The sequence below is a fragment of the Saccharopolyspora sp. NPDC002686 genome (assembly GCF_040295745.1).
Lineage (GTDB): Bacteria > Actinomycetota > Actinomycetes > Mycobacteriales > Pseudonocardiaceae > Saccharopolyspora > Saccharopolyspora oryzae.
On the sequence record NZ_JBEOVY010000188.1, the window covers coordinates 1 to 14,732 of the forward strand.

Annotated in this window: 13 protein-coding genes; 5 read left to right on the forward strand and 8 right to left on the reverse strand. The window is 69.9% G+C overall.

Translation table 11 applies throughout. The features are described 5' to 3' along the window. Nucleotides 1-780 (forward strand): NmrA family NAD(P)-binding protein (locus tag ABTZ89_RS23210; protein ID WP_351048135.1); only part of this gene is annotated, 780 nt, incomplete at its 5' end. A 3-nt stretch (nt 781-783) separates the two neighbouring features. Here the strand turns inward: ABTZ89_RS23210 and ABTZ89_RS23215 are convergent. From ABTZ89_RS23215 to ABTZ89_RS23240, 6 genes are all read right to left on the reverse strand, one after another. Further along, complete coding sequence (locus tag ABTZ89_RS23215) at nt 784-1,725, reverse strand: hypothetical protein (RefSeq protein ID WP_351048138.1); 942 nt, start codon at nt 1,723-1,725, stop codon at nt 784-786. A 30-nt stretch (nt 1,726-1,755) separates the two neighbouring features. After that, nucleotides 1,756-2,448, reverse strand: a complete 693-nt coding sequence (locus ABTZ89_RS23220; RefSeq protein WP_351048140.1) for a DUF4386 domain-containing protein — start codon at nt 2,446-2,448, stop codon at nt 1,756-1,758. A gap of 122 nt (nt 2,449-2,570) precedes the next feature. Next, nucleotides 2,571-3,053, reverse strand: a complete 483-nt coding sequence (locus ABTZ89_RS23225; RefSeq protein ID WP_351048143.1) for a MarR family winged helix-turn-helix transcriptional regulator — start codon at nt 3,051-3,053, stop codon at nt 2,571-2,573. A 61-nt stretch (nt 3,054-3,114) separates the two neighbouring features. Beyond that, nucleotides 3,115-4,707, reverse strand: coding sequence for a ribosomal protection-like ABC-F family protein (gene abc-f, locus ABTZ89_RS23230; RefSeq protein WP_351048145.1), 1,593 nt, complete (start codon nt 4,705-4,707; stop codon nt 3,115-3,117). A 204-nt stretch (nt 4,708-4,911) separates the two neighbouring features. Continuing rightward, nucleotides 4,912-6,420, reverse strand: a complete 1,509-nt coding sequence (locus ABTZ89_RS23235) for an NCS1 family nucleobase:cation symporter-1 (protein WP_351048148.1) — start codon at nt 6,418-6,420, stop codon at nt 4,912-4,914. A 294-nt stretch (nt 6,421-6,714) separates the two neighbouring features. After that, nucleotides 6,715-8,208: an MFS transporter gene (locus tag ABTZ89_RS23240; protein WP_351048150.1), complete on the reverse strand. Its 1,494-nt coding sequence runs from the start codon at nt 8,206-8,208 to the stop codon at nt 6,715-6,717. Nucleotides 8,209-8,299: 91 nt separating this feature from the next. Here ABTZ89_RS23240 and ABTZ89_RS23245 point away from each other — a divergent pair, with 91 nt between their 5' ends. Then, the gene (locus tag ABTZ89_RS23245) at nt 8,300-8,848 is read left to right on the forward strand and encodes a TetR/AcrR family transcriptional regulator (RefSeq protein WP_270949696.1); all 549 of its coding nucleotides are present in this window, start codon (nt 8,300-8,302) and stop codon (nt 8,846-8,848) included. Nucleotides 8,849-8,913: 65 nt separating this feature from the next. Here ABTZ89_RS23245 and ABTZ89_RS23250 read toward each other — a convergent pair whose 3' ends face one another. Next, on the reverse strand, nt 8,914-10,446 hold the full coding sequence (locus tag ABTZ89_RS23250; RefSeq protein WP_351048154.1) for a purine-cytosine permease family protein: 1,533 nt from the start codon (nt 10,444-10,446) through the stop codon (nt 8,914-8,916). Between the two features lie 290 nt (nt 10,447-10,736). Further along, a complete protein-coding gene (locus ABTZ89_RS23255) occupies nt 10,737-11,051 on the reverse strand; it encodes a hypothetical protein (RefSeq protein WP_270949694.1) in 315 nt (104 codons plus the stop codon). A 483-nt stretch (nt 11,052-11,534) separates the two neighbouring features. On the opposite strand from ABTZ89_RS23255, the gene ABTZ89_RS23260 reads away from it, so the two are divergent. From ABTZ89_RS23260 to ABTZ89_RS23270, 3 genes are all read left to right on the forward strand, one after another. Next, nucleotides 11,535-12,695, forward strand: coding sequence for a hypothetical protein (locus ABTZ89_RS23260; protein ID WP_351048157.1), 1,161 nt, complete (start codon nt 11,535-11,537; stop codon nt 12,693-12,695). A gap of 258 nt (nt 12,696-12,953) precedes the next feature. Beyond that, a complete protein-coding gene (locus ABTZ89_RS23265; RefSeq protein WP_351048160.1) occupies nt 12,954-13,328 on the forward strand; it encodes a hypothetical protein in 375 nt (124 codons plus the stop codon). A gap of 98 nt (nt 13,329-13,426) precedes the next feature. Further along, nucleotides 13,427-14,722: a hypothetical protein gene (locus ABTZ89_RS23270; RefSeq protein WP_351048162.1), complete on the forward strand. Its 1,296-nt coding sequence runs from the start codon at nt 13,427-13,429 to the stop codon at nt 14,720-14,722. The last annotated feature ends 10 nt before the right edge of the window (nt 14,723-14,732 follow it).

A 14,732-nucleotide genomic window follows, 5' to 3' on the forward strand; every position in this document is an offset into this window, starting at 1 on the left:
GTCCGCGATGCCGGCCGAGGTCGCGGGCTCGAGGAGCTGGGCTGCGAGCTGGCGGTCGCGGACATCGACGACGTCGACACGCTGGTCGCCGCCTGGACCGGGGTGGACAGCGCGTTCGTCATGCTGCCGACGTACTACGACTCCCCGGACGTCCTGGCCACCTACGACCAGCAGATCGACAAGATCGTCCGCGCCTTGGAGATCGCCGGGCCACCGCACGTCGTCGCGTTGTCCGCGGAAGGCTCGGAGATCCCGGAGGGCACCGGGCTGATCCTCACCACGCGGGCGTTCGAGACGGCGCTGCGCGGAACCGGGTTGCCGACCACGGTCGTGCGCTGCCCGCTGTTCATGGAGAACTTCCGCTACGGGGTCGAACCCGCCCGCGAGCACGGCGTCCTCCCCAGCTTCCTCGTCCCGCTCGAGCAAAAACACCGCATGGTCTCGGCGGTCGACGTCGGCGAGGCGATCGCGGACGCCCTCGCCGACCCGGCGGATTCCCCGCGGACCAGGTTCGTCGCCGCCCCGCACGAGTACTCCCCCGTCGACGTCGCCGGAGCGCTTTCGTCCCTTCTGGACAGACCCGTCCAGGCGGTCGAGGTACCGCGCGACGAATGGCACGACCAGATGACCGGCATCTCGGGTTGCAGCGCCGACGCAGCCCGCCTGCTCACCGACATGTACGACAGCTTCAACGCGGGCAAGCTCGGCGTCGAACCCGGAGCGGGCAAGGAGATCACCGGCCCCACCACCCTCGAGAAAGCCCTCGCCCACGTCCTGTGAAACCTATTCGGCGCAGTTCGGCCGGTGGAGTGCTCGTAGCGCGAGACCGAACGCGATGATCAGCAGCGCCGTACCCGCCAGCGCGAAAACCGTTGCCACGACCGGAGCTGCGCTCACGGGCAGCGGTCGGATCCCGGCGAGCACCTCCACGACCACGATGCCGGCGAAGAGCACGTACCCGGAGCTGGCCAGCCGGACGAGGGCGAGGCGGGATCGTTCGGGGCACTCGGCGAACGACAGCATCCAGGCCAGGAACGGCAGGACGAGCACGCCGTGCATGGTGGCGGCGTGCCCGGGCTTGATACCCGCGGTGAAGGCGAAAGCGCCGTCGACGTCACCGCCGACGCGGGAGAGGACCATGCCGCGGGCGAGCATGTACACCCCGAGGGCGAGCGCGACCATCAGGGAGGCGAAGCCGACCCGCAGCGCCAACCGCATGCTGGGCGGGATGCCGGGATCCGGGCGCCACACCAGGACGGTCGCCGTGGCGAGCGTGGCGACGAGGGCCACCCCGCCACCGGCGGCTCCCGCGGAGAGCAACCCCGCGCCAGCTCCGGTGACCCCGAAGTGCGAGGGCATGCCACGCCACGCCTGCACGGTGATCATGCCGACCTCCGCAGCGCAGGCGCCTGCGAACACGGCCAGCAGCACCGCCCGGACGCGGGAGCGACCCGACGCGAACGAAAGCACCCAGGTCACCGTGGCCAGCGTCAGCCCGAAGGACAGTCCGAAGGTGGCCGGCTTGCGCCACGACACCGGTCCGCTCCAGGAACCGCCGGTCACGAGCAGGACGCCGAGGTGGAACAGGCCGCTGCAGATCAAGACCGCGGCGAGCAGGTAGCAAGCGCGCTCGATCCAGGTCCGGCGCAGGACCGCGTCGGCGAGCGAGCGCGCCATCCTCGCCGCCGTCGACGTGGTGCTGCGCCCTCGATCGTTGCCCGACATGCCCTCTCCCTCCTGCTGGTCGCCGCCGGATCACTGGTGGCGGGACCGGCGGGTGAGCGGCAACGTCGCGGCGGCGACGACCAGCCAGATGAGTCCGCCGAAGCGGACGACCGGCAGCAAGTAGGCGAAGCCGTCGACGACCAGGGCGAGCGAGGAGAGCGCCCCGGCTGCGGCGAGCACGAGTCCGGCCCAGCTCACGGCGCGCGGCAGCAGCCCGGCCAGCAGACCCGGCACCGAAACTCCCGCCATGAGCAGCGCGAACATCACGGAGTAGGCCGGACCACCGGCGAGGAACGAGAGATCGGCCAAGGCCCGGGCCAGCGCCGGGCCGGTGTCCGCCGCCAGTCGGCTGCTGCTCCAGCTGAACATCGCGCTGAGCACCAGGGCGTTGGCGGCCAGCACCCCGCCTACGAGGGTGATCGCCGAACCGGGCGCGGTGATGCCCAGCGCCCGCAGCCGCCGGTAGAGCACCGCGGCGGTCAGCGCCAGCGGCACCCCGGAAGCGAAGAGCAGGAACGCACCGAGCTGGATGGTGCCGCTGCGTCCCTGGACGTAGTCGAGGACTTCCGCTCCCGACGCGTCGGGGTGCGGCGTGGACCTGTTGACCACCACGTAGGCGATGGTCAGCACGGCGAAGGCCAGCACCGGTGCCAGCAGTGGTGGGCCGCTCTGAGGGCGACGCGCGGAGCGCTCGGTGCGCTGTGCGTCCGGGTTGGCTGTCATGGCATCTCCTCCAGCTTCCATGTACAGCCTATAATGATTACAAAGCGGAACGATTGTCAAGGCGTCATCATTCGAGACCGGCACGTTCAGGAGTGCGCGGCCCGTCGTTCAACGGCGGATCGTCAGGTTCGGACGGACTTGTACCCCGGGTGGACGCCGGGCGAGAGGCCCTGGTCGCTGGCGATCCGGACGAGCAGCGCGGCGAGCTGTTCGCGCTCGTCATCCGCGAGCGCCCGGCACAGCACGTCCTCGCTGCGGCGAGCGGCGGCGCCCAACTTCCCCAGCACTTCCGAGCCCTGCTCGGTCAGGTGGAGCGCGTGCAGGCGGCGATCGTCCGGGTTGCGGCGGCGTTCGATCAGCCCGCGCTCCTCCAGCTTGTCGGCGAACGGCACGAACCGGCTCGGCGGCATGCCCAGGTCGTCGGCGAGTTCGCGTTGGCTGCGCCCCGGCTTCCTGGCGAGCATCCAGAGCAGCCCGGCCTGCGGCGGCGTGAGCTCCAAGTCCTCGATGCTCGAGGCGAAGGTGGCGGCCGCATGCGTTCCCAGCTGCGCCAACAAGAATCCGACTCCGCTCGGCAGCCGGTGCGGCTCCTGCTTCTTGCCCATGCACACATGCTAGACGAGAGGTGAACTATATACAGCGAGCAATCATTCTTGTTAATAATAATTACTGCATAGCACGTCGAGCGCCTCGCCAACGGCGCCGCAGCTGACGATCGTGGCTGACGATCACGAGCGCTCCCCGGTAGTCGGCCAAGGCGGTTTCCAGCTCCTCGACGAGGTCGGGCGACAGGTGGTTGGTGGGCTCGTCGAGCAGCAGCACGTCCGCCGGCTCGCTGACCAGCCGAGCCAGCGCGAGCCGCTGCCGCTGACCGCTGGACAGGTTCTCCACGCGCGTCGTGAACTGCGCACTGGCGAAAAGCCCCAGGGACAGCAGCCGTTCGGCGTGCTCGGCAGCTTCTCCGGGGCGTCCGCGGGCGAAAGCCGCCAGCAGCGTCTCGCCGGGCACAGCGGAGTCCGGTTCCTGGGCGAGGTAACCGATCCTGCCGCTGCGGGTGACGGTGCCGCGATCCGGAGCGAGGTCCCCGGCCAGCACGCGCAGCAAGGTGGTCTTGCCCGCGCCGTTCCGACCAGTGATCAGCAGCCGCTCCCCCGCGGCAAGCGTGACGCTGGTCCGCGCGAGGCGGCCCGCGACGGCGATGTCGGTGGCGTCGAGAACAGCTCCGCGCACGTCGCCGGCCTGCGGTGCGGCGGTGAAGCTCAGCCGTTCCGGTGGCACCGGCACCGGATCCGCGAGGAGGCGGCGAAGCCGTTCCTCGGCGTTGCGGACGCGGCTGGCCAGCGACCGCTGCACCCGACCGCCCGCCCGGTCGTAGGCCATCTTGTTGTTGTCCTGCATGGCCCGCCCCGGAGCGACGTTGCGCGCGCTGGTCGCCGCGACCTCCCGGAGCCGGTCGGTTTCGGCCTCCCACTGCGCACGGGCCTGGACCCACCGCTCCCGCGCAGCCGCCTTCTCCGCGCGGAATCCCGCGTAACCGTTGCCGTACCGGACGACGCGATGCCGGTCCGCATCGACCTCGAGCAGACTCGTCGCGACCCGTTCGAGGAAGGCCCGGTCGTGCGACACCGCCACCGTGGTGCCGCGCCGGGCTCGCAGGTGCTGTTCCAACCAGTCCAGGGCGCCGTCGTCCAGGTGGTTGGTCGGCTCGTCCAGCAGCAACACCTCGGGCCCGGCTGCCAGCACGGCGGCCAGGCGCAACCGGACCTGTTCGCCACCGGACAAGCCGCCGACGGCGCGGTCGCGATCCACCAACCCGAGACCCAGACCGTGCAGCGCCCGCTCCACCCGGGCGTCGGCGTCGTAGCCGCCCCGGAGTTCGAAGGTGGTCGTCAGCTCGCCGTACTCGGCCAACCCGGCTTCGTCGCCCCCGGCAATCGCGGCTTCCAGCCCGCGCATCCGCTGCTCGATGGCGCGCAATTCGCCCAAGGACCGGTCGATGACGTGCTGGACGGTCAGCTGCGGTGGCAGCCGCTCGTCCTGCGCGAGGTACCCGACACCGCCCTCGGCGCGGACGAGGACCTCTCCCCCGTCGGGCCGCTCGCGTCCGGCGAACAGGCGCAGCAGGGTGGACTTCCCGGACCCGTTCTCGCCGATGATCCCGGTGCGCTCACCCGCGGCGAGCGAGCAGGTCACCGCGTCGAGGACGGGCCTGCCGTGGAAGGACTTGCTGACCGCGAGCGCGGTGATCTGCGTTGGCATGCACGAACTCCGAAGCATTCGAGGGCGACGCGGCCATCGGGGACCGCAGGGCGGGACGAACGCTTCGAAGGAGCATCGGCGACCTCACTAGTGCGACGACTGGTGCACTAGTGAGACAACCACGGCCTCACCTCACGAGCAACCGGTGTTTCGAGAAAGCGGCGGAAGACCACCACGAGCGCGCACTACATCCACAATGGAGTGTCAACGCCGGCGATCGGGTTCAGCGGTGGAACCGTCCACCGCTTGGACCGAAGACACGTCGTGCGAATCCCCGGAGCCCTCGGCGGCAGGCGATCGACGCATCGCGGCGAAGTACGCGAGCCCCGAGAGGACCACACCGATGGGCCACGAAAAGGCCGCGACGGCCGAGAAAGCCGGGACCAGCGCGATCACGGCCGCGATGACCGCAGTCGGCACGAGCACCGCGATGGCCGTGCGGTTGACGCCGCGCACGTAGTGGTACTCGCCGGACTCGTCGACCTTGTACAAGGAGTCGATCAGCACCCGTCCGCGGCGGATCAGGAAGTAGTCCACCGCCATGATGCCGAACAGCGGCCCCAGCAGGGCACCGAGCCCGCCGAGGAAGTAGTTCACCACGATCGGGCTGGAGTAGAGCTTCCACGGCATCACGAGCAGCGCGAGCACCGCGCTGATCAGGCCACCGCGCTTGAAGGTGATGTGCTTGGGCCAGATGTTCGCGAGGTCGTACGCCGGCGAGACGAAGTTGAGGACGACGTTCACGCCGATCGTCGCGATGATGAACATGACAGCGCCGATCACGAGGACGGCGGTGTTGGGCACCCTCGCGATGATCAGCGCGGGGTCGGTGATCGTGGTGCCGAAGACGGTCACCGCACCCACCGTGGTGGCGATGCTCACCGCGGAGAAGGCGATGAAGTTGACCGGAATTCCCCAGAAGGTGCCCCACCGAACCGAACCCCGGCTCTTGCCGAACCGCGTGAAGTCGCAGTAGTTCAGCGTCATCGTCGCGTACGTGGCGACGAGCAGGAACGCTCCGCCGAGCACGACCAGGGTGGTGTTGCCCTCGACCGGCTGCACCGACAGGTTCATCGGCAGGTTCCAGTCGGCTTGGGCGAACAACCACACCGCCATCCCGAGCATGACGACCCAGATCAAGGGGCCGGCCCAGTCCTGGAAGCGCCGCACGGCCTCCATGCCCCTGGTCACGACGAACAGCTGCAGGACCCAGAGCAGCAGGAAGCACGCCCACCCGAGCAGGGACAGCCCCAGGAAGGACCGGTCCTGCCAGGCGCTCAAGCCCGGATCGATCCGGAGCAGCAGCACGACCACGGCCAGCGACGCCAAGTAGGTCTGGATGCCGTACCACGCGATCGCGATGACGGCGCGGATCAGGGCCGGCAGGTTGGCACCCCAGACGCCGAAGCTGATCCTGGCCATCACCGGGAACGGGATCCCGGTCTCGACCCCCATCCGCCCGGCCAGGAGGAGTCCGGAGTAGAGCACCGCGATGCCGATGGTGATGGAGATCAGGACCTGCCACGCGGTGAGGCCCAGGGCGAACATCCCGGCGACGAACGTGTAGGTGCCGATGTTGTGGATCGCCGACATCCACACGGCGAAGTAGTTGTACGAGTTCCACCGGCGCTCGGTCGCTGGAGCGAGATCTTCGTTGTACAGGCGCCCCTCGGGATCGAGCGCGGCGAGGTGCGGGTGAGCGGGTTCGGGCATGTCACACTCCATCAGGGGGACCAGCAGGCAGGCGGTGCGCTGGCTGTTGGTCTGGCGCCACCAGTGGCTCGGAGGCGGGGCGGACGGTGTGCCGACCGATCCGGCGAGCTGCGACTAATGGAATACGGTATACCAAGAATGCGGTGTCGCAGATCACCTGTCAATCCCCGGCTCCGAACCCGCCTGACCTGCGGCGCAACCCGATCTCCCGCGGCTCGCGGACGGCAGCCGGAGCAGGTTCGGAAATTCCCGGCAGGGGTGGCGATTTCACGCGAAACCGCCACCCCGCTCAGGTCATCGGCGGGAGAGGACCCACCAGGCCTGGAAGGCCGCGAAGGCGAGCACCACCGCGCCGACCACGCTCGTCACGTGCACGCCGTAGGTGAAGGCGTGCGCTGCCGAGTCGCGGAGGGCCGCCGCCTGCTCCACCGGCAGATCACCCGCCACCGACAGCGCGCCGCCCAGTGTGTCGCGCGCGGCGTCCACAATGGATTCCGGCATGCCGGTCACGTCGACGCGCCCCCGGTAGGCCGCCGTCACGACGCTGCCGAGCACCGCGGTCCCCAGCGCCGCACCCAGTTCGTAGCCGGTTTCCGAGATCGCCGATGCCGCACCGGCGTTCTCCGGGGCCACCGTGTTCATGATCGCGTCGTTGGTCGCCGTTTCGGTGATGCCCGCACCGATGCCGACCACCATGAACGCCACCACGACCAGCCACGCACCGCCCTGCGGCGGGAGCAGCACCATCAGCAGGTAGCCCATCGCCGTCGCGAACATCGCCGCGCCCAGCAGCTCGGCCAAGCGGACCCGGCGGATCAGCCGGACCGCCACCAGCGAGCCGACCACCGACAGCGCGATGCCCGGCAGCAGCGCCAGACCCGCGCGCAGCGGAGTCATGCCCAGGACCAGCTGCAGGTACTGGGTCATGAAGAACAGCCCGCCGACCATCACGAACACCGCCAGCAGGTTGCTGGCCACCGCGACGCTGAAGCGCGGCTTGGCGAACAGGCCCAGGTCCAGCATCGGGTGCTCCAGCCGGCGCTGCCTGCGCACGAACACGTACCCGGCGACCAGCGCGACCGCCGCGGCGGGCAGCGCCAGCGACCCGCCACCGGCGAACTCCTTGACGCCGAAGACCAGCGCCAGCATGGCCAGCAGCGAGAGCCCCGCGCTGGGCAGGTCGTAGCGACCCGGCTGCGGGTTGCGCGATTCCGGGATCACCAGCGGGCCGACGACCAGCAGCAGCACCATCACCGGCAGGTTGATCAGGAACACCGATCCCCACCAGAAGTGCTCCAGCAGCAGCCCGCCCAGCAGCGGACCGAACGCGGCACCACCGGCGAAGGTCGCCGTCCAGGCGGCGATCGCGGTGGTCCGGGCGCGCGGGTCGGTGAAGATGTTGCGGATCAGCGACAGCGTCGACGGCATCAGCGTCGCGCCGGCCACGCCCAGCAGCGCCCGAGCGGCGATGAGCAGTTCGGCGTTGGGCGCGAACGCCGCCAGCGCCGAGGCCAGGCCGAACCCGGTCGCGCCGATCAGCAGCAGGCGGCGGCGCCCGATCCGGTCGCCGAGGGTGCCCATCGTGACCAGCAGCCCGGCGAGCATCAGCGAGTAGATGTCGACGATCCACAGCAGCTGACCGCCGGTCGGGCGCAGCTCCTCGCTGATGTGCGGCACGGCGAAGCTCAGCACCGTGTTGTCGACGGAGATCAGCAGGACAGGGAGCAGCAGCGCGGCGAGCGCGGTCCACTGCCCGCGGGAAGTACGAGGCGATTTCAGGTTGGTCATCTTTACACGGCCTTGGTCAATTTGCACCGTCCAGTCGGTACAGAATCCGTCCAGACGGTATAGTAACCGTCCAGCCGGTATAGTTCAAACCGTGGCAGCTTCCGACACCCGCGACCGCATCCTCGACGCGCTGCAGCGGATCTTGATCCGCAAGGGGACCGCGGCGGTGACCCTCGAATCGGTCGCCGCCGAAGCAGGCGTGTCCAAGGGCGGCCTGCTCTACCACTTCCGCTCCAAGCAGGCCATGCTGCAGGGCCTCACACTGCGGCTCAGCGAGGAAGCCGAAGTCGAGTTCGAGCAGGCGACCAGGGACGGCGTCGACGTCGTCCGGTACTTCCTGGAGACCTCGCTGCCCGGCAGCGACGAGGAGATGGCCCTCTACTGGTCGGTCATCGCCGCGCTGCGCAGCGCCGAAGGCCTGAACGAAGCGGGCACCGAGGTGCTGGCCCGGGTGTTCGGCCGCTGGTCGGAACTGCTGACCGACTACATCGGCGACCCGGTGCTGGCCGAGATCGTGCGCATGGTCGGCGACGGCCTCTACTTGAGCGCCCTGTCCGGCCTGCCGAGCCCCGACCCGGACCTCATCAAACAGGTCTTCGACCGCCTCCTGCACCAGGTCGCCGAAGCCCGAGGCGCCTGACCCCCACCCCGCGGGCGAACCGCAGTTTCAATTGAAACTGCGGCCCCACGACCGGACCGGGTCGGTCAGCGGGCGGTAGCCGCGGCCGGTTCGGGGTCGGCGACGATCGACGGGACCGGGGTGTCCGCGCAGGGCACCCAGCGCGGGCCCTCCGGACCGAACACGCCGCGGGGTTCCGGGAAGGCCCAGAGCAGGCCGAAGTAGCCGATCGCCGCGAGGACCAGGGACAGCGGCAGGCTGATGTCCACCCCACCGGCCAGCTCGCCGAGCGGTCCGACCAGCTGGCCGGGGATGTTCACGAACGCCAGCGCGATGCCCGCCGACACCAGCCACGCGATCATGCCCCGCCAGTTCCAGCCGCGGTCGAACCAGTAGCGCCCACCCCGCTGCCGCCGGTTGAACACCTGCAGCGCGTCCGGGTCGTACCAACCCCGGCGGGTCAGGTAGCCGAGGATCATCACGATCATCCACGGTCCGGTGCAGGTCACGATCAGCACCGCGAAGGTGGAGATGCTCTGCACCAGGTTGAAGCCGAAGCGGCCGACGAAGATCAGCGCGATCGACCCCACGCCCACGAACACCGTGGCCTGGACCCGCGAGAACCTCGGGAACACGCTGGAGAAGTCCAGTCCCGTGCCGTACAGCGCGGTGGTGCCGGTCGACAGCCCGCCGATGAGCGCGATCAGGCACAGCGGCCCGAAGTACCAGCCCGGCGACACCGCGAGCAGACCACCGACGTAGTTCGGCGCTTCAGCGGCCAGGTACCCCGGCGCGGTCACGGCGATCACCGTGGCCGTCACCAGCCCGAACCCGAACGGGACGATGGTCGCCAGCTGCGCGAGCAGCGCCGCCCCCACCACGCGACCGCGCGGGGTGCTCGACGGGATGTAGCGCGACCAGTCCCCCAGGAACGCGCCGAAGGACATCGGGTTGGCCAGCACGATCAGCGCCGATCCGATGAACGACGCCCAGAACACCGGCCCCTCCGAGGTCAGCAGGGTTCCGGGGTAGGACGGGTCGAAACCGCCGCCGAAGGCGACCGCGCCGAGCACGAACAACGCGGTCGCGGCCACCACGGCGACCTTGTTCACCCAGAGCATGATCCGGAACCCGTAGATGCACACGACCAGGACCAGCACGGCGAAGATCGCGTACGCGACGGCGAAGGACGCGGGCGTCTCCGGAACGGCCAGCACGCGGCTCGCGGTGCCGACCAGCGCGTCCCCGGAGCTCCACACCGAGATCGCGAAGAAGGTGATCGCCGTGAGCAGGGACAGGAACGACCCGACGACCCGCCCGTGCACGCCGAGGTGCGCCGACGACGAAACCGCGTTGTTGGTGCCGTTCGCCGTGCCGAACACCGCCATCGGGCACAGCACGAGCGCACCGGCCACCAACCCCAGCACCGTGGCGGCCAGGCCCTGCCAGAACGACAGCCCGAACAGGATCGGGAACGCGCCGAGCACCGCGGTGGAGAAGGTGTTCGCGCCGCCGAAGCTCAGCCGGAACAGGTCGAGCGGTCGCGCCGTGCGCTCGGCGTCGGGGATCTGCTCGACACCGTTGGTCTCCACCCGCTTGACCGCCGGCGTGTCGCCCATCGGCTCGCCCCTCCCCTGCCGCGTGCCACTGATCAGCAAAGACTGAGGCACGACCTCGCGGCGCGGAATCGGCCGAAGCTCCAACGCCCGTTCACCCCGTTGGATGAACGCACAACACAACTGGACCCTCGGCGGGGATCGAGCACCGTCCACAGTGCACGACGGAGCGGACCGCTCGGGCGGGGCATGCCCGAGCGGTCCGCGTGGCCCGGTCGAGCGGAAGCCGCTTCGCGCTGCGATGGGGCGAACACCGCAGCGCGTTCCGCCCACCGCGCCACGTTCAGGTCAGGTCACCAGGGAATGCTGGGCCCGCCGTTGCCACCGACTCCGGGGCCACCGATGCCGAAGCCGCCGAAGCCGAAGCCACCCAGGCCACCGGGGCCGCCGGAGCCACCGCCGTTGCCGTCGCCGCCGGAGCCGCCGTCACCGCCGCCCTGACCGCCACCGGTTCCGCCGCCCTGACCGCCGTCGCCACCGTTGATCACGAAGTTGTCCCCGCCGCCGCTGTGCAGCGGGAAGGTCGACATGACCGTGCGTGCGGGCAGGAACTCGAGGCGCTGCTCGTCCAGTTCTTCGAAGCTCAACGGTCCAGTCTCATCGAACACCTGGTCCTCCTCTTGTCGCGCGGGCTCGGAATGCTTGGCGGAGATCGATGCCGGAACAAGGTCACAACAATCCCCCAGATCTCCTATCCAACGCCCCAGTTTTCGTTGGCATCAGGACGCAGGGTAAGTGCCGGAAAGGGCCAGCGCAGTCCGAAATCAACATAATGCTCAGATCAATGGAAAATCCCTGTTCAACGATGCCATGGCACGCCAGGACGACCTATTCGAAAAAATCTGGACGCACTACCTCAAATTCATTAGAACGCCATTTCCACAACCATTGCCCAACACCGGCGGACGAAATGATCCGGAATTCCGGGAAGTCTCGCCACCCCGGCCGCAGAACAGCCGCCACCCAGGTGGGTGATCGCAGATCTTTCCCCCAACATCACCCTCCTGGCACCCACCACCACACCTCCATTCGGCCTAGACTTCCGCGCTGTTTGGCCTAGCCGTAACCACCTTCGGTAAGGAGCAGTGCCGATGCGCAATCGTCCACATCGGACCACGTGGGCCGAAACCCCCACCGCGAACTGCGACCCAACGTCGCGGGCCGACGCCGGGAGCTGGCGCTGGGCACCGCTGCCGAGCGCCGCGGTGCTCGCGGTGACCTTCAGCCTCGCAGCGATCCCGTCGGCTCAAGCCGCGCCGCCGTCCTGCACCCGGACCTCCAACGGCTCGGGAATGGACATCGTCTGCGACCGCGGCGTCCCGGAGGGAACCGTCGTCGAAGGCACCGACGGCAACGACCGGTTCTACCTCAACGGCGCCGTGGCGGGCACCATCAACGCCGGTGCCGGCGACGACCTCATCGTCGTGACCGGCCGCGCCGGCGGCGACGGGGGCAAGGGCGGCAACGGTCACCTCGGCGGCGGCGGCCGCAGCGGCGACGCCCGCGACGGCGAGAACGGCGGCGCGGACGGCGGCACCACCGGCGGAACGGCCGGGGTCGACGGCACTTCCGCGCGAGCCGGCGGCAGCGCCGGAACCGGCGGTCACGGCGGAACCGGTGGCGCCGGCGTGACGGAGACCGGCGTGATCAACGGCGGCACCGGCAACGACACGATCACCATCACCGGCGGCAAGGGCGGCAACGGCGGGGTCGGCGGCGACGGCGGCCCGGGCAGCGCCAACCCCGCGGACGCCCGCGGCGGCAAGGGCGGCGACGGCGGCAACGGCGGCGGTGGCAGCACGAAGGCCAACGGCAGCGGCGGCGCGGGCAACGGCCGGACCGGCACCATCGTCAGCACCGGCGTCGACGACATCACCGTCCAGGGCGGCAAGGGCGGTCGCGGCGGTCGCGGCGGCGACGGCGGAGGCGCCTACGAGATGAGCGCCCGCGAAGCCGCGACCTCCGAGAACGAGGTCGAGGGCAGCGGTGGCAAGGGCGGAACCGGTGGAGCGGGCGGTGCGGCCAACATCGGCAACATCATGTCCCAGGACGGCGCTCGGGCCACGGTGAACACCATCAGCGGCACGGGCGGCGACGGCGGCGACGGCGGTACCGGTGGCGACGGGATCACCCCCGGCATCCCCGGGCTCCGCGGTCTCAACAGCATCGCCGACACCGGCGGCACGGGCGGCAACGGCGGCCCCGGCGGCCACCTCGCCGCGACACCCGGGGCCGGTCGGCAGAACCCCTGAACACCTGGTCCCGCAACGGAAAACGGCCACCTGGCGGTGGTCTCGCACGACTCCGCGAACGAGCCATCCCCGACTCAACGCGCACGGCGGTCCCACGAGAGGCGCAATCCTAGCGGGTGATTCGAGGTGCATCCTCGGCCCGGTGCTTCTACGTTCTGCTCCGTGCGCCGGGAACGTGCCACTGGGGCGCGATCCTTGAGGGGGTGGCCTCGTTCCGGTTCTTCCGGTGGATTCACTGAGTTTGCGAAGGAGCACCTGATGCCACGAACCTCTGGACCGCTGAACGACGCCGAACTGGAGGCCCAGCGCGTGGAGTTCCTCCCGGCGCGCACGGTCATGTCGACCTTCTGGCTTCCGTGGAACGGTACGGACGTCGTCGTCCTCGACCACCCGCACGACCACATCGATGCCTACGGGAACAACGACATCACGTCCACAGGGGACATCACCGGTGGTGACGGCGGCACCGGTGGCGGCACCGGTGGCGGTCAAGGCGGCGGCAACGGCGGCAACGGCGGTGACGGCGGCTCCGGCGGCGATGGCGGTAACGGTGGCGACGGTGGCGACGGCATCGGCGGCGACGGCATCGGTGGCAACGGCACCGGCGGCAACGGCGGTGGCAACCCGAGCTGACGTCGGTGGTGCACCGGGCACGTGACGGTGCACCACGGGTCGGTGGGCGCGCTGAATCCAGTGCGCCCACCGACCACCCAGCACTCCGAGGAGTCGTGATGGCCGCTGAGGGGCAAACCGGCGAACCCGCGGCCGAACTGCTCACCGTGCCGGCCCTCGTCGCGGGCACCGAACTGATCGGCCAGTACCAGGGCTCCGGCCACCGCGAGCCGCCCTACCTGGTCCGCCGCGTCGACGGCCAGATCCTCCAGCTCTCCCACCTGCTCTACCTCGTGGCGGGAGGACTCGATGGCCAGCGCAGCTACGCGCAGCTCGCGGCTGAGCTCAGCACCGGCTGGGGCCGCGAGATCACCGCCGAGCAGGTGTCCTACCTCGTCGAGAACCGGTTGCGCCGCGCGGGAATCGTGGCGAGCGATTCCGCACCGGACGAGTCCGCTCCGCTGCCCAAGGGCCGGGATCGGTTGCTGGCGTTGAAGTTCCGGGTCGCGCTGGTGCCCGAGCACGTCGTCGCGGTGATCGCGCGGATCTTCCAACCCCTGTTCTGGCCACCGATCGTGGTCCTCGCGCTGATCGCCTTCATCGCCGCCGAGACCTGGCTGGCGCTCCAGGGCGGTGTCGCCCAGCTGCTGGCGGGTGCGCGGGAGCTGATCGACCAGCCCGAGCAGGTCCTGCTGGTGCTCGGCGTGCTCATCGTCGCCGGGATCTTCCACGAGTGCGGGCACGTCGCGGCGTGCCGCTACGGCGGCGCGCGGCCGGGCGCGATGGGCGTCGGCATCTACCTGGTGTGGCCCGCGATGTACAGCACCGTCACCGATTCCTACCGGCTGAGCCGGGGCGGCCGGTTGCGCACCGATCTGGGCGGCGTCTACTTCAACGTGCTGGCCATGCTGGTGCTGATCGTCGTCTTCACCCAGACCGGCCTGCCCTGGTTGCTGGTCGCGCTGGTGGCCTGGCAGGTGTCGACGGTCTGGCAGTTCGTGCCGTCGATCCGGCTGGACGGCTACTACATCCTCAGCGATCTGGTCGGCGTCCCGGACCTGTTCGACCGGATGGGCCCGGTCCTGCGCAGCATGCTGCCGGGGCGTCCGCCGCACCCCCGCGTCCGGGAGCTGAAACCGTGGGCCCGGTGGGTGATCACGGCCTGGGTGGTGCTGGTGATCCCCTGCCTGGCCTACTGGATCATCGGATTCCTGCTGCTCGCGCCGAGCGTGCTGCCCGTGGTGTGGGAAGCGCTGGGAACGCACTGGCACAGCGTGGGCAACGCCATCCGGACGGGTGATGCGGCAGCGGCCGTCGTCGGCGTCATGCGGATGCTCCTGCTGGTGCTGCCGTGGGCCGGGATCACGCTGGTGCTCTACAACCTCGGTCGCGGCGTAATGGGTTTCAGGTGTTGATCAGGTCTTC